The sequence below is a fragment of the Mycolicibacterium wolinskyi str. Jessa 2025 genome (assembly GCF_049241375.1).
GTDB lineage: Bacteria > Actinomycetota > Actinomycetes > Mycobacteriales > Mycobacteriaceae > Mycobacterium > Mycobacterium wolinskyi.
In genome coordinates this window covers 5,294,652-5,312,668 of record NZ_CP185960.1, presented here as the reverse complement: position 1 = coordinate 5,312,668, position 18,017 = coordinate 5,294,652, and the positions used below count along the sequence as shown (strand labels likewise).

The 18,017-nt window shown below is 68.4% G+C and carries 16 protein-coding genes; 9 read left to right on the top strand and 7 right to left on the bottom strand.

All coding sequences use genetic code 11. From position 1 onward, the window contains the following. Positions 1–26 precede the first annotated feature (26 nt). Entirely contained in the window at positions 27–149 is a 123-nt protein-coding gene (locus ACOI2T_RS26235; protein ID WP_264051909.1) for a hypothetical protein, read from the bottom strand. A gap of 158 nt (positions 150–307) precedes the next feature. On the opposite strand from ACOI2T_RS26235, the gene ACOI2T_RS26230 reads away from it, so the two are divergent. Further along, positions 308–1,006, top strand: a complete 699-nt coding sequence (locus ACOI2T_RS26230) for a ferritin-like fold-containing protein (RefSeq protein ID WP_409506287.1) — start codon at positions 308–310, stop codon at positions 1,004–1,006. A gap of 9 nt (positions 1,007–1,015) precedes the next feature. Here the strand turns inward: ACOI2T_RS26230 and ACOI2T_RS26225 are convergent, their stop codons facing one another. Continuing rightward, a complete protein-coding gene (locus ACOI2T_RS26225; RefSeq protein WP_409506286.1) occupies positions 1,016–1,807 on the bottom strand; it encodes an MmpS family transport accessory protein in 792 nt (263 codons plus the stop codon). A gap of 242 nt (positions 1,808–2,049) precedes the next feature. Between ACOI2T_RS26225 and ACOI2T_RS26220 the strand changes: the two genes are divergently transcribed. Next, positions 2,050–2,301, top strand: coding sequence for a DUF3107 domain-containing protein (locus ACOI2T_RS26220; protein WP_067854448.1), 252 nt, complete (start codon positions 2,050–2,052; stop codon positions 2,299–2,301). Positions 2,302–2,305: 4 nt separating this feature from the next. Here ACOI2T_RS26220 and ACOI2T_RS26215 read toward each other — a convergent pair whose 3' ends face one another. Next, entirely contained in the window at positions 2,306–2,965 is a 660-nt protein-coding gene (locus tag ACOI2T_RS26215; RefSeq protein WP_067854445.1) for an HTH-type transcriptional activator FasR, read from the bottom strand. Between the two features lie 218 nt (positions 2,966–3,183). Here ACOI2T_RS26215 and ACOI2T_RS26210 point away from each other — a divergent pair, with 218 nt between their 5' ends. The 3 genes from ACOI2T_RS26210 (at position 3,184) to ACOI2T_RS26200 (ending at position 6,410) form a co-directional block, all read left to right on the top strand. Next, the gene (locus tag ACOI2T_RS26210; protein WP_409506285.1) at positions 3,184–4,221 is read left to right on the top strand and encodes a DUF3152 domain-containing protein; all 1,038 of its coding nucleotides are present in this window, start codon (positions 3,184–3,186) and stop codon (positions 4,219–4,221) included. Positions 4,222–4,340: 119 nt separating this feature from the next. Beyond that, positions 4,341–5,519, top strand: a complete 1,179-nt coding sequence (moeZ, locus tag ACOI2T_RS26205) for an adenylyltransferase/sulfurtransferase MoeZ (RefSeq protein ID WP_110883803.1) — start codon at positions 4,341–4,343, stop codon at positions 5,517–5,519. A gap of 36 nt (positions 5,520–5,555) precedes the next feature. Beyond that, a complete protein-coding gene (locus ACOI2T_RS26200; RefSeq protein WP_067854440.1) occupies positions 5,556–6,410 on the top strand; it encodes a TIGR02569 family protein in 855 nt (284 codons plus the stop codon). An 88-nt stretch (positions 6,411–6,498) separates the two neighbouring features. On the opposite strand, the gene ACOI2T_RS26195 is transcribed toward ACOI2T_RS26200, so the two are convergent. The 3 genes from ACOI2T_RS26195 to ACOI2T_RS26185 all read right to left on the bottom strand — a co-directional run bounded on the left by ACOI2T_RS26195 (position 6,499) and on the right by ACOI2T_RS26185 (position 9,053). Beyond that, on the bottom strand, positions 6,499–7,896 hold the full coding sequence (locus ACOI2T_RS26195; protein ID WP_421874146.1) for an IS30 family transposase: 1,398 nt from the start codon (positions 7,894–7,896) through the stop codon (positions 6,499–6,501). 84 nt (positions 7,897–7,980) lie between these two features. Next, positions 7,981–8,277: an MGMT family protein gene (locus tag ACOI2T_RS26190; RefSeq protein ID WP_085144884.1), complete on the bottom strand. Its 297-nt coding sequence runs from the start codon at positions 8,275–8,277 to the stop codon at positions 7,981–7,983. A 2-nt stretch (positions 8,278–8,279) separates the two neighbouring features. Then, on the bottom strand, positions 8,280–9,053 hold the full coding sequence (locus ACOI2T_RS26185) for an alpha/beta fold hydrolase (protein ID WP_409505936.1): 774 nt from the start codon (positions 9,051–9,053) through the stop codon (positions 8,280–8,282). Between the two features lie 55 nt (positions 9,054–9,108). Here ACOI2T_RS26185 and ACOI2T_RS26180 point away from each other — a divergent pair, with 55 nt between their 5' ends. Further along, complete coding sequence (locus tag ACOI2T_RS26180) at positions 9,109–12,252, top strand: ATP-dependent helicase (RefSeq protein WP_409505937.1); 3,144 nt, start codon at positions 9,109–9,111, stop codon at positions 12,250–12,252. Beyond that, positions 12,249–15,524 (top strand): ATP-dependent helicase, encoded by a 3,276-nt coding sequence (locus tag ACOI2T_RS26175; protein ID WP_409505938.1) that lies wholly within the window; start codon positions 12,249–12,251, stop codon positions 15,522–15,524. Before ACOI2T_RS26180 ends, ACOI2T_RS26175 begins: the two co-directional genes overlap by 4 nt. A 6-nt stretch (positions 15,525–15,530) precedes the next feature. Here ACOI2T_RS26175 and ACOI2T_RS26170 read toward each other — a convergent pair whose 3' ends face one another. Then, positions 15,531–15,920, bottom strand: coding sequence for a DoxX family protein (locus tag ACOI2T_RS26170; protein WP_421874760.1), 390 nt, complete (start codon positions 15,918–15,920; stop codon positions 15,531–15,533). A gap of 69 nt (positions 15,921–15,989) precedes the next feature. On the opposite strand from ACOI2T_RS26170, the gene ACOI2T_RS26165 reads away from it, so the two are divergent. Beyond that, entirely contained in the window at positions 15,990–17,084 is a 1,095-nt protein-coding gene (locus ACOI2T_RS26165) for an NAD-binding protein (RefSeq protein WP_067854423.1), read from the top strand. Further along, entirely contained in the window at positions 17,081–18,016 is a 936-nt protein-coding gene (gene nudC / locus ACOI2T_RS26160; protein WP_409505939.1) for an NAD(+) diphosphatase, read from the top strand. The genes ACOI2T_RS26165 and nudC overlap by 4 nt, the downstream gene beginning before the upstream one ends. The last annotated feature ends 1 nt before the right edge of the window (position 18,017 follow it).

Here is an 18,017-nt window from a genome sequence, read left to right as displayed (position 1 = left end):
TGGACGTAGCCTTTCACTGTCAAACCTCATGGGCATCCAGCGCGCACGAGTTCGACGATGAAACGGCCGGGTTCGCCGGGATACATCTCGTATCCGGTGGCGCTGCCGATCCGCTGGGCCCAGCTCTCGTGGCGGGCCAACGCGTGCACGCGCATTTCCTGGTAGCGGTTCGTGCGGCCCAGAAACGACTCAGCATCGATCCAAAAGTCGGCCCGAAGCCGTTACCACATGCCATTGTAGCTGGTCGGGGTGATCACGCTGATTTGCCGGCAAGTCGGCACGCCGCGCGGCGTCTAAAGTTGGCCCCATGAACGCGCCGCAGCCTGCCGCAGAACAGATCGTCGAGTCGGTCACCACGGGCGTGACGGCCGACCATCCTGGCGTCAACGAGCTGTTCGCGGTGCTCGCGTACGGAGAGGTCGCGGCGTTCTACCGGCTCACCGAGGAGGCGCGGATGGCGCCCAATCTGCGCGGCCGGATCAACATGGCCAGCATGGCCGCCGCCGAGATGGGTCACTACGAGCTGTTGCGAGATGCGTTGGAGCGCAGGGGAGTTGATGTTGTCCCGGCGATGACGCGATACGCCTCGGCGCTGGAGAACTACCACCGGATGACGACGCCGAGCACGTGGCTGGAGGCGTTGGTGAAGACCTACATCGGTGACGCGCTGGCCGCCGACTTCTATCTGGAGATCGCCGACGCGCTGCCCGACGAGGTGGCTTCGGTGGTGCGTGCGGTGCTGGCCGAGACCGGTCACTCGCAGTTCGTCGTCGCCGAGGTGCAGGCCGCGGTGACGGCCAGCGATCGCCAGCGGCACCGGCTCGCGCTGTGGGCGCGCCGGCTGCTGGGCGAGGCCGTCACCCAGGCCCAGTTCGTGCTCGCCGATCATGATGAGCTCGTCGACCTCGTCATGTCGAGCGGTGAGGGGCTCACGCAGCTGGCCGAGTTCTTCGGCCGGCTGCAGAACACCCACCACAACCGCATGCAGGAGCTCGGCCTGGCGTGATCGCCCGCGCTACTGCGTGCAGGTGGCGATCATGCTGTTGTTGGCCTGCTGCACCAGCACGGCGCCTGCGGCGTCGGTGATCGCGCAGTTGAGCTGGCCGGCCACGCTCGTCGCGGTCACGGACTTGAGCTGCACACCCGGGTTGAGCACCACGGTCTTGGTCCACGGCAGCGCCACGTTGATGTCGGTCTGCAGCGCGCCCTGCGCGTCGGTGTAGACGATCGTCACCAGGTCGATCAGCTGGCGGTTGCCGGTCACCGTGTAGGTGATGGTGCGCGGGTCCGGTGGCGGCGGCGCGGCCTCGGCGGGCGGTGCGGCCGGTGCGGGTGCGGCGGTCGCCGACGGCGCCGGAGCGCTCGGCGTCACCGTCGTCACGGTCTCGGGGGACAGCGGTCCGGTGGGTGCCGCGCGCGGCGGAACGGGCTTCGACGTCGCATCCTGCGGCGCGGTGGTCGCGGGCTGGCTCGTCTGCGGCGGTGCGGCCACGGTGGCCGACACCGAACCGCTGTCTCCGCCGCCGAGGATGACGACCGTGCAGATCACCGCCACGAGCAGGATCGCGCCCGCCACCCCGGCGACCCAGATCCAGCGCCGGTCGATCGACTCTTCGTAGAACTCGATGTCGTCGTCGACGAAGTCGTCGTAGTTCTCGTAGTCACCTGCGTAGGCGCCGTAGTCGCTGCCGTCGTACCCGGGGGAGCCAGGGTACGAGGTGTGCTCGCGGTAGCTTCCCGGCCCCTGCGGGCGTTCCCCGAAGCGTTCGGTCGGCGCGGTGTCATACGGCGAATAAGGCCTGGTCATGCGGCTATCCCAGTCGTCTCGTCCAATGTCGCTGCTGATGCTATCGAGGCTGATGTGACAGATGAGGTTGAGCACGGCGCGTGTCGATCACGGTCCGGACTCGGTTCGGTCGCCGAACATCACTGCGATGTCGCGCGGCTTCGCTCACCGCGAACCGCCTGCGGCGGCAACTCACCCCGTCCGTCCACTAGCCTGCTGATGGACACGAAGTCCAAGAAGAGAGATAGAGAAGGGGTTCCAGCGTGGAGGTCAAGATCGGTGTCACGGACAGCCCGCGTGAGCTGACCTTCAACAGTGCGCAGACACCCAGCGAGGTGGAGCAGCTGGTCACCGACGCACTCGGCCAGGGTTCGGGTGTGCTCGCGCTGACCGACGAGAAGGGCCGCCGTTTCCTGGTGCAGACCGCCAGGATCGCCTATGTCGAGATCGGTGCCGCCGATGTGCGGCGGGTCGGATTCGGTATCGGCTCGGAGCCGGCCGGGGCTTCCGTCTGAGGTTCTAGGAGCGCGTGAGCGGCACGTGTGACAGTCCGCCCCAGGCGAACTGCACCGTGCCCTCAACGGCCGCGTCCTTGTCGATCGGCCGCTCGTTGTTCAGCCAGTAGCGTGCCGAGTCGACGCTGATGGCAACCAGGCCGACCGCGATCATCCGGGCGCGATGGGCCTCGAGTCCCGAGTCACGGCTGATCAGGTCGAACACCGCATCGGTGCACGCTTCGGTGGCCACCTTCACCTGCGAGGCGACCTGCGGTTCGGTCACATAGTCGTTCTCGAAGATCAGCCGGTAGCCCTGGCTGTCATGTTCGATGAAATCGAAGAACGCCTCCACCGCGGCGCGAAGCCGTTGCCGGTTGTCGGTCGTGGTGCGCAGCGCCTGGCGCACGCCCGAGACCAGATTGTCGACGTGGCGTTGCAGCACGGCCAGGTAGAGCTCGAGCTTCGATGAAAAGTGTTGGTACAGAACAGGCTTGCTGACGCCTGCGCGTTCGGCGATCTCGTCCATGCCGGCCGCGTGGTACCCGCGGTCGACGAAAACCTCGCTCGCGGCGACCAGAAGCTGCCCCCGGCGTTCGTCGCGGGGCAGCCGGTTTCCACGTCGTCCACCACCGGTCGCCGGTTTCTCACCTCTCTTCTCGGCGGTGTTGGCGAGATCGCTCATCAAGTCCTCAATCTGTATTGCTCTGGCGCACTTGGACATGTTCGTCCAGGCGGCTCATCGCAACGACATTACTACCGTTGCGCCATACGTTGCGAAATGCCGGCGCCCAACCGCGCTGCGCGGGCGCGCGGCGACCGTTGTTTCGAATTGGCAGCGGCGTGGTTACGGACCAGATGCACAGGCGACAGATCCTCAGGTGGCTATGCCATCCTGGTTCGGTGACCTACGACCCGGGACATCGCGGGGGTGGCCGTGTCCCGGCGCTGCGCAACGAATGGCGGGAGCCGCTGCGCGCACAACGCGATCCGCTCGCGGTGGACTCGGGCCGCCCGCGGTCCAACCGCGACGAGCACCAGCACTGGCGCAAGCAGACGTGGATCGGGCGCTTCGTCTCCACCTACGGCTGGCGCGCCTACGCCCTCCCGGTGCTCATCGTGCTGACCGTGGTGGTCGTGTACCAGACGATCACCGGCACCAGTAGCTCGTCGCCCGCCCATGAGGCCGAAGGCCCCGTGCAGGGCCCACCGACCATCGACGCTGCCAGCACCGCGATCATCGGCGCCCCGCCCAAAGGCCTGACCCAGTTCGACGCCAATCTGCCCACCGGGATCCTGCCTGCGGGCGGGCCGTTCACCGAGGCAGGCGCCAGGACGTGGCACATCGTGCCGGGCACGACGCCGAAGGTGGGCGAGGGCACCACGAAGTCGTTCACCTACACCGTCGAGGTCGAGGACGGTCTGGACACCACGACCTTCGGCGGAGACGAAGGCTTCGCGCGGATGGTCAGCGAGACGCTGGCCAACCCCAAGAGCTGGACGCACAACGGGCTGTTCGCGTTCACCCGCATCGACGCCACCAGCGGGATCGAGCCCGATTTCCGGGTGTCGCTGACCTCGCCCATCACGGTGCGCGAGGGCTGCGGGTACGACATCCAACTGGAGGCGTCCTGCTACAACCCGTCCTTCGACGGCAACCAGCCGCGGGTGTTCGTCAACGAGGCCCGCTGGGTGCGTGGCGCGGTGCCCTTCCAGGGTGACATCGGCTCCTACCGGCAATACCTCATCAACCACGAGGTCGGTCACGCCATCGGCTACCAGCGGCACGAGGCGTGTGCCGCGAACGGAGAGCTCGCGCCGATCATGATGCAGCAGACGTTTTCGACGTCCAACAACGACGCGGCGAAGTTCGACCCGGAAACCGTCCAGGCGGACGGGTTGACGTGCCGGTTCAATCCCTGGCCATACCCCATCGCCTAGCGGGCGTGCACGCGGCTGCCGGAGTACGGGAAGTATGGCGGCCGGATTACCGTTGTGGTTACGAGCACCTGGGATCATGTAGTGACCACAAACTGAGGAGACGTGCGGTGTCCGCGAATTTGGATGTGTCGTTACCGCCGCTGGTTGAGCCGGCTGCCGAGCTGACCCGGGAAGAGGTGACCCGCTACAGCCGGCACCTGATCATCCCGGACGTCGGTGTGGACGGCCAGAAGCGGCTCAAGAACGCCAAGGTGCTGGTGATCGGTGCGGGCGGGCTCGGATCGCCCGCGTTGCTCTACCTGGCCGCGGCCGGGGTGGGCACCATCGGCATCGTCGAGTTCGACGTCGTCGACGAATCGAATCTGCAGCGCCAGATCATCCACGGCCAGTCCGACGTCGGGAAGTCCAAGGCACAGAGCGCCAAGGAATCGATCAACGAGATCAACCCGCTGGTGCAGGTCAATCTGCACGAGTTCCGGTTGGAGCCCGACAACGCCGTCGAACTGTTCAGCCAGTACGACCTGATCCTGGACGGCACCGACAACTTCGCGACCCGCTACCTGGTGAACGATGCCGCGGTGCTGGCAGGCAAGCCGTACGTATGGGGTTCGATCTACCGGTTCGAGGGCCAGGTCTCGGTGTTCTGGGAGGACGCGCCCGACGGACTGGGCCTCAACTACCGCGATCTCTACCCCGAGCCGCCGCCCCCCGGCATGGTGCCGTCGTGTGCCGAGGGCGGCGTGCTGGGCATCCTGTGCGCATCGATCGCCTCGGTCATGGGCACCGAGGCCATCAAGCTCATCACCGGCATCGGGGAGCCGCTGCTGGGCCGGCTGATGGTCTACGACGCACTGGAGATGTCGTACCGCACCATCCGTATCCGCAAGGATCCGGCGACGCCGAAGATCACCGAGCTGATCGACTACGAGGCATTCTGCGGTGTGGTCTCGGACGAGGCCGCGGCCGCTGCGGCCGACTCGACCATCACGCCGCGTGAACTCCGGGAGCTGCTGGACTCCGGAAAGCCGTTGTCGCTGATCGATGTCCGCGAGCCCGTCGAGTGGGATATCAATCACATCCAGGGTGCCGAGCTGATTCCGAAGCCGTCGTTCGAATCGGGTGACGCACTCGCCAAACTCCAGGTGGACCGCACCCCGGTGCTGTATTGCAAGACCGGTGTCCGGTCGGCTGAGGTGCTGGCCATCGTCAAGAAGGCCGGATTCTCCGACGCGGTGCATCTGCAGGGCGGCATTGTGGCGTGGGCCAAGCAGCTCGAGCCCGACATGGTCATGTACTGACGGCCGGTTTGCGGGCTCACACCTTAGGCTGAGCTTGTGACTGTGGAACGCCCGCCGGAACATGTGCTGGCGGCGTTCGGCCTTGCCGGGGTGCGCCCGGTACCGCTCGGCTCTAGCTGGGAGGGTGGCTGGCGCTGCGGCGAAGTTGTGCTGTCGATGGTTGCCGACCACGCCAGGGCGGCGTGGTCGGCCAAGGTCCGCGAAACCTTGTTCGTCGACGGAGTCCGGCTGGCCCGGCCGGTGCGCTCGACTGACGGCAGGTACGTGGTCGCCGGTTGGCGGGCCGACACCTACGTCGCCGGCACGCCCGAACCCCGCCATGACGAAGTGGTCTCGGCCGCGGTGCGATTGCACGAGGCCACCGCCAAACTCGAACGGCCCCGCTTCCTGACGCAGCCGCCGGTCGCGCCGTGGGCCGATGTCGACGTGTTCATCGCCGCCGACCGCGCGGCATGGGAAGACCGTCCGTTGCATTCGTTGCCGCCCGGTGCCAGGGTGTCGCCGGGCTCGGCCGACGGTCAACGCTCCGTCGAACTGATCAATCAGCTCGCCGGGCTGCGCAGGCCGACCAAGAGCGCCAGTCAGCTGGTGCACGGAGACCTCTACGGCACAGTGCTTTTCGCCGGCACGGCGGCTCCAGGCATCACCGACATCACCCCGTACTGGCGCCCCGCGCCGTGGGCCGCGGGCGTCGTCGTGGTCGATGCGCTGTCCTGGGGCGATGCCGACGACGGACTCATCGAGCGGTGGGAATCGCTGCCGGAGTGGCCGCAGATGCTGTTGCGGGCGTTGATGTTCCGGCTCGCCGTTCACGCCCTGCATCCCCGCTCCACCGCGGCGGCGTTTCCCGGGCTCGCGCGCACGGCGTCGCTGGTCCGGCTGGTGCTCTGACTTTTCCCCGGGCTGCCAATTGTCCGGTGGCGGAGCCGTGTCTGAGTGTGCGGTTGTGCGGTTTCATCCGCGACTCGCCGGCTTGGATTCAAGCGGTGGCTGCAACGAATGTGGACGGGTCTGACAGTAGTCGGTGGAGTTCTTCGGCGGGGGTGCGCCATTTGTGGCGTTTGCGGGGTCGGGCGTTGAGTTCGGCGGCGACCTGGTCGAGCCAGCCGGGGCCGTAGAACGACAGGTCGGTGCCTTTGGGGAAGTACTGGCGGAGCAGGCCGTTGGTGTTTTCGTTGGTGCCGCGTTGCCAGGGACTGTGGGGGTCGCAGAAGTAGATCGGCAGGCCGGTGGCTTCGGTGATCTTGGTGTGCAGCGCCATTTCGCTGCCTTGGTCCCAGGTCAGCGAGCGGCGCAGAATCTCGGGTATCTCAGGGACCTTGATCGACATGGCGTTGGCCAGGGTGGCGGCGGTGCGGTCTTTGGGCAGGTGCAGCAACACGACGAATCCGGTGGTGCGCTCGACCATCGTGCCGATCGCTGAGCCTGAGGCGGTACTGCCCAAGATCAGATCACCTTCCCAGTGCCCGGGGATCGCGCGGTCGTCGGCTTCCTTGGGACGATCTGCGATATTGATCATGCCGGCCTTGAACCGATCTCGATCTTCTATCGGTTTGCGGCCCTGTGCTTTTCGCCGAGTTCTGCCGGTGCGCAGCGCGGTCTTGACCAGTCTCGCCAGCTCCCCGCGGGGTTGGACATAGAGGGCTTGATAGATCGTTTCGTGTGACACCCACATCTCCGGATCGTCGGGGAAATCCTGGCGCAGCCGGTTGGCGATCTGCTCGGGACTATGGCCCAGCTTCAAGCGTGCCACCACTTCAGCCAGTAGTCGCGGACGGGTATCGAGGTGGCGTGATTTGGGACGCTTGAGATTGGCTTCGGCGGTGTCTTGCCCCACCCGCGCCCGGTATCCGGCCTCGGTCTTACCGCGATCCATCTCCCGGCTAATCGTGTCGGGATGGCGTTGCAGCACCCCGGCTGCCTGGGCTGGTGAGTGCCCGGTTTCCAGGAGTTGCTCTAACCGGCAGCGCTCGATAAAGGCCATCGGGCCCTTCGGCGGTGACCGATCGGACTCGAGGCCAACAGGCATCGGTGTTCGTGGCACGAATCCAGCCTGTTGAACCCAGCGCCCCGCGGTGTGTTCCGACACGCCGGCGATTACCGCGGCCTCAGCCACCGTGGCCGCTGAATGCAGCGCCTGCCAGAAGCTATCCCGCGCGAGCTGCGAATATCGCCTGCCATAGTGCTTCGGATTGGTCTCATAACCCGCGTCCTTGGCCCACTTGCGGCCCGTCGACCCATGCACCCCAGCAACCGTGGCCGCCGCCGTCGGCGACAGCCCCGAATTCACCGCCTCCCAGAACCGCTCCCGCACCCAATCTGCCAACCCGCCGCCCGGCGGTACACCACGACCACGAAACCCCGTCTGGAAACCCATAAAAGCAACACCCTTCGAATCAAGGTGTTGCAGCCACCACTTGAGTCTGAGCCGCTGCGCGTGTATGGACGCGCACACTCGCGCTCAGAACCTGTGTCGGTACTCGCGCAGCGGCACCCGGCCGTCGGCCGCCAGGACACCTTCGGCGCGCAGTCGTTCCAGCTGGCGGGTGGCCAGATGCGGGGCTGGTCGACCCGACGCGGTGATCACGCGGTGCCAGGGCAGATCCGACGAATCCGTGCGCATGATCCAGCCGACGATGCGTGGGCTGGAAAGCCCTGCCGCATCGGCGATGTCGCCGTACGTCGACACCCGCCCCGCCGGGATCGCAGCGACCAGCCCGCGCACTGTCTCCACCTGTTCCTCGGTCACCGCGGGCATGGCTACCCCAGCCGTTCCCGGATCAGCGCGGCCGTGTCGGCAGGCTTCGCAACCGGCACCATGTGATCGCAATCCCAGTCCAGCAGCGTGAAATCCGCACTCAGATGTGCGGCCAGCCCGTCGATCAACGCTTCCCGCGCGTACGGTGGGTCGGTGCGGGTCGCGCGCACCAAAGCGGTGGGGGTTCCCTTGCGCGGCAGGGCAACCGGCCTGGCGAGTTCGCTCCAGTAGGCCATCATCGCCGGGATGCTGATGCGCCAGCCCCAGCGACCGCCGGGCAGCGCCACCAAATGCTCGTCGAGTTCACGCTCCAACTCGGCGGGCTCGACCTCACCCCACGAACCGTTGACCTTCTCGTCGCGTGCCTCGCCACGGTCCGGGTAATCCGGCGAGGCCATCATGTTGTCGGCGATGTCGCGCATCCATTCCCCGTCGAGCTCGACCGCCGGATCCAACAGCACCAGCCCACTGACGAGATCGGCGTGAGCGGCCGCCAGATTCAGTGCGACGGCACCGCCGAACGAATGCCCCACGACGAGCGTCGGGCCGTCCAGCAGACCCGACAGTGCCGCCACATTCGCGTCCAGTGTCCACGGCGCGGCCCACGACGACCGGCCATGCCCGATCAGATCGGGTGCGACGATCGAGAATTCGGCCAGGTGCCGGGTTGCCAGCGTCTTCCAGCGCCGGCCATGACCGGTCAACCCGTGAACGAGCAAGACCTGCGGAGACCCCGGCGGGCCGAAACGGTGTATGTGCAAAACATCGGCTGACACCCTGTCGATGCTAGATAGCCGCTACTTGTCGGTCCCTTCTGGTGTCATCCCTTCCATGACCGCACAACACGTCGAGTCCGTATCGCCGGCGGGCACCGCCCTGCTCGAACCGGGGCGCAGCGGTGTGGTGCGCCTGCTCGGCGGGCCCGGCACCGGCAAGAGCTCGCTGTTGCTGAGCACCGCTGTCGAGCACATCGTGGCGGGCACCGACCCGGAATCGGTTCTGCTGTTGACCGGTTCGGCCCGGCTGCGCACGGCCGCACGCGCCGCCATCACAGCACGTCTGCTGGGCGCAGGAGAACAGGGCGTCGTACGTGAGCCGCTGATCCGGACGGTGCACTCGTACGCGTTCGCGGTGCTGCGGCTGGCCGCACAGCGCAACGGCGATCCGCCGCCCCGGTTGATCACGAGTGCCGAGCAGGACGGCATCATCCGCGAGCTGCTGGCCGGTGATCTCGAGGACGGCCCGAACTCGCCGGTGGGCTGGCCCGAGCAGTTGTGGCCCGCGCTGAGCACGGCGGGCTTCGCCACCGAGCTGCGCGACCTGATGGCGCGGTGCACCGAGCGTGGGGTGGATCCGATTGCCCTGCAACGCCTCGGCCGTTCCGCTCGGCGGCCGGAATGGCTGGCCGCGGGCCGGTTCGCCCAAGCCTACGAGCAGATCATGTTGCTGCGCTCGGCGGTCGGAATGGCCGCCCCGCAGGCCACCGTGCCCGCCTTGGGAGCCGCCGAGCTCGTCGGCGCCGCCCTGGAGGCGCTTGGCACCGACGCCGAGCTGCTGGCCACCGAACGTGCCCGCATCAAGCTGCTGTTGGTCGACGACGCGCAGCACCTCGATCCACAGGCCGCCCTTCTCGTTCGGGTTCTGGCGGCAGGCGCCGGCCTCACCGTCATCGCAGGTGACCCCGACCAATCCGTATTCGGTTACCGTGGTGCCGATCCGGTGTTGTTGCGCGACGACACCCACCCGGCCATCACCCTCACCGAATCGCACCGCTGTGCGCCCGCGATCGCGTCGGCCATCTCCGGGCTCGCGCAGCGGTTGCCCGGTGTCGGCGCCACCCGGGCACTGACCGGAAACTCAGAAACCGATGGCACGGTGAGCATGCGGCTGGCCGCGTCCCCGCATGCCGAAGGCGCGTTGATCGCCGATGCCCTGCGCCGTGCGCATCTGGTCGACGGGGTGCCCTGGTCGCAGATGGCCGTCATCGTCCGGTCGGTACCGCGTGCCGGCGCCTCGCTCGCGCGTGCCCTGACCGCGGCGGGGGTGCCCGTGCAGGAACGGGCCACCGGTGTGCCGCTCGCGCGTCAGCCCGCCGTCGCGGCGATGCTGACGGTGCTCAGCGCCACCGCGGCAGGCGGCCTGGACGCCGACGGCGCGCTGAATCTGCTCACCGGGCCCATCGGCCGGGTCGATCCGGTGACGCTGCGCCAACTGCGCCGGGCGCTGCGGCGCGCCGACGGCTCAACGCCGCCAAAGGATTTCGGCCAGTTGCTGATCGAGGCGATCGATGCCGATCCGGACGGGTTGTCGGCCGAGCTGCTGCGGCCGTTGCGGCGGCTGCGTTCGGTACTGACCGCCGCACGCCGCAGCGCGGCCGACGGCGCCGATCCCCGGTTCACACTATGGCAGGCCTGGCACGCAAGTGGATTGCAGCGTCGGTGGCTGGCGGCCAGTGAGCGCGGGGGAAGTACGGCCGTGCAGGCCGATCGCGACCTGGACGCGGTGACAGCTCTGTTCGACGTCACCGACCAGTACGTGAACCGGACCGCGGGGGCCTCGCTGGGCGGCTTGGTCGACCACGTGACACGTCTCGGCGCTCCGGCAGGTGACGACAAGCGTCAGGACAATGCGGTCGCGGTCCTCAGTGCGCACGCCGCGCTCGGCGGCGAGTGGGAGTTCGTGGTCATCGCCGGCGTGCAGGAGGGGTTGTGGCCCAACACCATTCCCCGGGGCGGCGTGCTGGGGACGCAACACCTGGTGGATGTGCTCGACGGGGTGGCGACGCCGGCGGATCGCGCGGTGTCGACGCGGGCGCCGCTGCTGGCCGAGGAGCGGCGGCTGCTGATGGCGGCGATGGGTCGCGCCCGCACCCGGCTGCTGGTCACCGCGGTCGACAGCGACGCCGGTGACGAATCCTTATTGCCCTCGCCGTTCTGCGCCGAGTTGGCGGAGCTGGCCACCGAGCCGGTGCCCCAGCCGCCGTTGATCGCGCCCCGCGTGCTGGCGCCCTCGGCGCTGGTCGGCCGGTTGCGGGCGGTGGTCTGCGCTCCCGCAGGCGCCGTCGACGACGATTCGCGGGCCTGCGCGGCAACACAATTGGCCCGGCTGGCCGCGGCTGGCGTGCCCGGCGCCGACCCGGCCCAATGGCACGCGATGACTCCGCTGTCCACTGAGGAGCCGTTGTGGTCGGAAACGGATGGCGCGGTCGCGCCCGTTGTCTCGCTGTCGCCGTCGACGTTGCAGATGCTCACCGACTGCCCGTTGCGCTGGCTGCTCGAACGTCATGGCGGCAGTGACGGCCGCGATGTGCGGTCCACGGTGGGGTCACTGTTGCACGCGCTCGTCGCCGACACGCACAAGACCGAGAGCCAACTGGTCAACGAGCTCGAAAAGGTATGGAGCCAACTGCCTTACGAGGCGCAGTGGTATTCGGACAACGAGCTGGAACGCCACCGCGCGATGCTCGAGACATTCACCCGCTGGCGCGCCGAGACCCGGCGTGAGCTCACCGAGGTCGGCACCGAGATCGACGTCGAGGGTGTCATCGTCGAGCCGGGGGAGGGCGCGCCAGGAATCCGGGTGCGGGGCCGCCTGGACCGCCTCGAACGCGACGAGGCGGGTCGGCTCGTGGTGGTCGATCTCAAGACCGGCAAGAGCCCGGTGACCAAGGACGATGCGCAGAGCCATGCGCAGCTGGCCATGTATCAGCTCGCGGTGGCAGCCGGGCTCCTGCCCGACGGGGACGAGCCGGGCGGTGGGCGATTGGTGTACCTCGGTAAGGCCGGTGCCGCCGGCGCGACCGAACGCGAGCAGGACCCGATGACACCCGCGACCCGGACCGAGTGGTTGGAGTCGGTACGGCAGGCGGCTTCCGCGACGGCGGGCCCGCAGTTCCTCGCGCGCGTCAACGACGGCTGCTCGAACTGCCCGGTGCGGTCGAGTTGCCCGGCACAATCTGGGGAAGGACGGTCATGACCGCTGCGATCTCCGCGCCGGCCGGCGCTCGGTACAGCCCGGCCGAATTGTCCAAAGCGCTGGGCCTTTTCCCGCCCACCGACGAGCAGGCCGCCGTGATCGCCGCGCCGCCGGGGCCGCTCGTGGTGATCGCCGGTGCCGGGGCAGGCAAGACCGAGACGATGGCGGCGCGCGTCGTCTGGCTCGTCGCCAACGGGTTCGCCACCCCGTCGCAGGTGCTCGGCCTGACGTTCACGCGCAAGGCGGCAGGGCAGTTGCTGCGCCGGGTCCGGACGCGGCTGGCCCGGCTGGCCGGCGCGGGGCTGGCGCCGGTGTCCGGCGTCGCCGACGAAGCCGCTGAGTCCGTGACAGTCGGCACCTACCATGCGTTCGCCGGCACGCTGCTGCGCGAGCACGGCCTGCTGTTGCCGGTCGAGCCGGATACGCGCCTGCTGAGCGAGACCGAGCTGTGGCAGCTGGCCTTCGAGGTGGTGTGCGCACATCCGGGCGAGCTCGCCACCGACAAGACTCCCGCGGCGGTCACGGCGATGGTGTTGCGGCTGGCCGGTGCGCTGGCCGAGCATCTGGTCGACACCGACCAGCTCCGCGACACGCACGTCGAACTCGAACGGCTGGTGCACACCCTTCCCGCCGGGCCGTACCAGCGCGACCGCGGGCCGAGCCAGTGGCTGCTGAAGATGTTGGCCACTCAGACCGAACGCACCGAGCTGGTGCCGTTGATCGACGCCCTGCATGAGCGGATGCGCGCCGACAAGGTCATGGATTTCGGGATGCAGATGGCGGCCGCGGCCCAGCTGGCGGCGCGATTCCCGCAGGTCGGCGCGCAGCTGCGCGAGCGTTACCGGGTGGTGCTGCTCGATGAATACCAGGACACCGGTCACGCCCAGCGGGTGGCGTTGTCGGCCCTTTTCGGCGGCGGCGCCGATGACGGGTTGGCGCTGACTGCCGTGGGCGATCCGATCCAGTCGATCTACGGCTGGCGCGGTGCGTCTGCGACGAATCTGCCGCGATTCACCACCGATTTCCCGTACTCCGACGGCACCCCGGCGCCCACGCTGGAACTGCGTACGAGTTGGCGCAATCCGCCGAGCACTCTGCATGTGGCGAACGCGGTGTCGGCCGAGGCGCGGCAGCGCTCGGTCGCGGTGCGCGCACTGCTGCCTCGACCCGACGCCGACCCGGGCACGATCCGGTGTGCGCTGCTATCCGACGTCGTGTCCGAACGTGATTGGGTGGCCGATCACCTGGCGCGGATCTATCACGACGCCACCGGTCGCGGCGTGGCTGCGCCGACGGCGGCGGTATTGGTGCGGCGCAACGCCGACGCCGCGCCGATGGCGGCTGCGCTCACCGCACGCGGGGTGCCGGTCGAGGTGGTCGGCGTGGCGGGCCTCTTGGCGGTGCCCGAGGTCGCCGATCTGGTGGCCATGCTGCGGCTCGTGGCAGACCCGACTGCGGGGTCGGCCGTCATGCGTGTTCTCACCGGACCGCGGTGGCGGTTCGGAGCCCGCGACATCGCGGCGTTGTGGCGGCGCGCGGTCGAACTCGACGACCGGCAGTCGGGGGAGTTGAGCACCGCCGACATCGTCGCGCAGGCCGCGCCCGACGCCGACGCGGCCTGCCTGGCCGATGCGATCTGCGATCCCGGTGCGCCCGAACAGTATTCGGCCACCGGCTATCAGCGCATCGTGGCGCTGAGCCGGGAGTTGACCATGCTGCGGGCGCACCTGAGCCATCCGCTGCCCGAACTGGTCGCCGAGGTTCGGCGGGTCCTCGGCCTCGACGCCGAAGCGCGCGCGGCCCGGCCCGTGACGTCGGGATGGGCCGGCACCGAGCACCTCGACCGGTTCGGCGATCTGGTGGCGGATTTCGCCAGCAGGCCCAGCGCTTCGGTGCTGGCACTGCTGGCCTACCTGGACGCCGCGATGGAGGTGGAGAACGGTCTCGCCCCCGCCGAACTGACTGTCTCGCACGACCGCGTGCAGATCCTCACCGTGCACGCCGCCAAAGGGCTCGAGTGGCAAGTGGTCGCGGTGCCGCACCTGAGTGGTCGGGTGTTTCCGTCGACGGCGCAGGCCCGGACGTGGCTGACCGATGCCGCGGATCTGCCGCCGCTGCTGCGCGGGGACCGGGCAACCGTCTCCGAGATCGGTGTGCCGGTACTCGACACCTCGGACGTCAACGACCGGAAGATCTTGTCGGACAAGATTTCCGATCACAAGCGCAGTCTCGATCAGCGTCGCGTCGACGAGGAGCGCCGGCTGCTCTATGTCGCGATCACCCGCGCCGAGGACACCCTGCTGCTGTCGGGTCATCACTGGGGTGCGACCGAGAGCAAGCCCCGCGGGCCCTCGGAGTTCCTGTGCGAGCTCAAGGCCATCATCGACGAGGCCGCCGCCGAAGGGCTGCCGTGCGGAGACATCGAGCAGTGGGCGGCCGACCCGGCAGCCGGCGAGCAGAACCCGTTGCGCGACAAGGCTGTCGAAGCGATGTGGCCGGCCGTGGCCGCCAATGGCGCGGATGTCGGCGGCGGCGCCGAGCTGGTGACCCGCGCGATGGCCGGTGACCTCGAGTCAGGCGCCGACCGCGAAGACTGGGCCGCCGACGTCGACGCGTTGCTGGCCGAGCGCGACCGCGGGCCACAGTCCGTCGTGGCGGAACTGCCCGGCCAACTGTCGGTCAGCACCCTGGTCGAGCTGAGCCGTGACCCCAAGGCGGCGCGGGAGCGGCTACGTCGGCGGCTACCCCAACGGCCCGATCCGCACGCCTTGCTGGGCACCGCATTCCACGAGTGGGTGCAGCGGTTCTTCCACGCCGAGCGGTTATTCGACCTCGACGATCTACCGGGCGCGGTGGACAGCGACAGCGGACGGGCGTGCGCCGAGGACCTCGCCGATCTGCAGGACGCGTTCGTCAAGTCTCGCTGGGCGGCGCGCACACCGGTCGAGGTGGAGGTTCCGTTCGACATGGTGATCGGGGAGACCCGCAAGACCATCGTGCGCGGCCGCATCGACGCCGTGTTCACCGAGCCCGACGGCACCACGACGGTGGTGGACTGGAAGACCGGCGAACCTCCGGCCACTCCGGAAGCGATGGCACAGGCAGCTATTCAGCTCGCGGTGTACCGGCTGGCGTGGGCCGCGCTGCGAGGCTGCCCGCCGGAATCGGTGCGGGCGGCGTTCCACTACGTGCGTTCCGGCCAGACCGTCAGTCCCGACTCGCTGCCCGGCGCAGACGAACTGGAGGCGCTGTTGGCCGAGCAGCCGGAGTAGGTCCGCTCAGGAGTTGCGATAGACCTTGAGTGCCGTGGTGATCATCGGGATCTGCAGCGGCAGCCGGGCGATCGCGCCGATGCGCATCGGCCACGGCTTGTCCCACCACAGCCGCACCATGTTGACGTTGCCCGGGAACACCGCGACGAACAGGGCCACGGCGGCCAGCGCCCCCAGTCGGCGAGTGCGTGGCGCGGCCAGCAGTGCACCCGTGGCCAGTTCGCCGACGCCCGAGGCGTACATGTAGAACCGGGCACTGCCGGGCAGCTCGGCCGGGATGATGGAGTCGAACGGTTTTGGTGCGACGAAGTGCAGAACTCCCATGCCGAGCAGAAGCCCGGAGAGTCGGCGCGCGGTCGGTGCCACGGAGATCTGCTGAGGCGAGGGTGCGGTCATGGTTACATTGTGGCGTGCGTCTGCTCGGACCGATCCCGGCGCTATCCGGGTCCTGGGTGAATAGTTCGCGTGGCTAAAGGCAGGCTGCGGCGCCGGCTCGCCGCCATCGACCCCAACCTGACCTCGCGGCCGGACGCCGCGCTCGTCGACGTGCTGCGGATTCCCGAGCCGTTCGTCAGCCCGGGGCGCAAGATCGCGATGCGTGTCATGTATGCGCTGGGGGCGCTGTTCGCCGCCGTCTTGATCGTCTACCTCGACCGGCACGGCTACCGCGACATCGAAAGCGCGCCCGACGAGAACAACCCGCTGTCGTTCCTGGATTGCCTCTACTACGCGACGGTGTCGCTGTCGACGACCGGCTACGGCGACATCACGCCCTACACCGAGTCGGCGCGGCTGGTCAACGTCCTCGTGATCACGCCGCTGCGGGTGGCTTTCCTGATCGTCCTCATCGGTACCACGGTGGAAACGCTGACCACCCAGTCGCGGCAGGCGCTGAAGATCCAGCGATGGAGGAGCAGAGTGCGTAACCACACCGTCGTCATCGGATACGGCACCAAGGGCCGCACCGCGGTCGCCGCCATGGTCGGTGACGAGGTCGCACCGGCCGACATCGTCGTCGTCGACGAAAGCCTTTCTGCGCTGGAACGCGCCCGCAGCGCCGGTCTGGTCACCGTGCACGGAGACGCCACCAAGTCCGACATCCTGCGGTTGGCCAGTGCCCAGCACGCGAAGGCGATCATCGTCGCGACCGACGACGATGCGAGCGCCGTCCTGGTGACGCTGACCGCGCGCGAACTTGCCCCGAAAGCCAAGATCATCGCCGCGGCGCGCGAAGCCGAGAACCAGCATCTGCTCAGACAGTCCGGCGCCGATTCCACCGTGGTGTCCTCCGAGACGGCCGGCCGCCTGCTGGGTATCGCGACCCAGACGCCCAGCGTGGTGGAGATGATGGAAGATCTGCTGACGCCCGACGCCGGGTTCGCCATCGCCGAACGTGAGGTCAGCCCGAAGGAGGAGGGCGGCTCACCGCGGCACCTGCACGACATCGTGCTCGGCGTGGTCCGCGAAGGCCGCCTGGTCCGGGTCGACGCGCCGGAGGTGGATGCCTTGGAGGCGGGGGACCGGTTGCTCTACATCCGCAGTGCGGACGCCGAACGATGACCGATCGCCGGTCTTTCAGTCTCCGTAACGTCCCGCTGTTGTCCCGCATCGGTGCTGACCGCGCCGACACCGTGCGCACCGATGTCGACGCCGCAGCGGCCGGTTGGCCGGATGCGCTGCTGCTGCGGGTGGACCGGCGCAATCAGGTGCTGATCTCGGAGGGGCGGGTGGTGCTGGGCAAGGCGATTGCCTACGCCGAGAAGCCGCCCGAGAACGCGGTGTTTCTGGGCCGCCTCTATGACGGCCCGCACGTGTGGGCGGTGCGTGCCGCACTCGAAGGGCCCGAGGACCCCAGCGAGGAAACCGAGGTGTTGGATCTGCGCCGCGCCGGTCAGGTTTTCGACGACACGAGCGCTCAGCTCGTGGCAACCGCAACTGCCCTGCTCAACTGGCATGACCATGCGCGCTTCAGCCCTGTCGACGGCGCGGTGACCAAGCCGGCGCGGAGCGGCTGGGCGCGAGTCAACCCCGACAACGGTCACGAGGAATTTCCCCGCATCGACGCGGCCGTGATCTGTTTGGTGCACGACGGTCATGACCGGGCGGTGCTTGCCCGTCAAGCGGTGTGGCCGGAGCGGCTGTTCTCGATCCTGGCCGGTTTCGTCGAGGCGGGCGAGTCCTTCGAGACGTGCGTGCAGCGCGAGATCGCGGAGGAGATCGGGCTGACGGTCACCGATGTGCAGTACCTGGGCAGCCAGCCGTGGCCGTTCCCGCGTTCGCTGATGGTCGGGTTCCACGCGATCGGCGACCCGGAACAGCCGTTCTCCTTCAACGACGGCGAGATCGCCGAGGCTGAGTGGTTCACGCGCGCCGAGATCCGCGAGGCACTCGACCACGGCGACTGGAACAGTGAGTCGCCGTCACGGTTTCTGCTGCCCGGATCGATCTCCATCGCGCGCGAGATCATCGAGTCCTGGGCTGCCCTGGACTGAC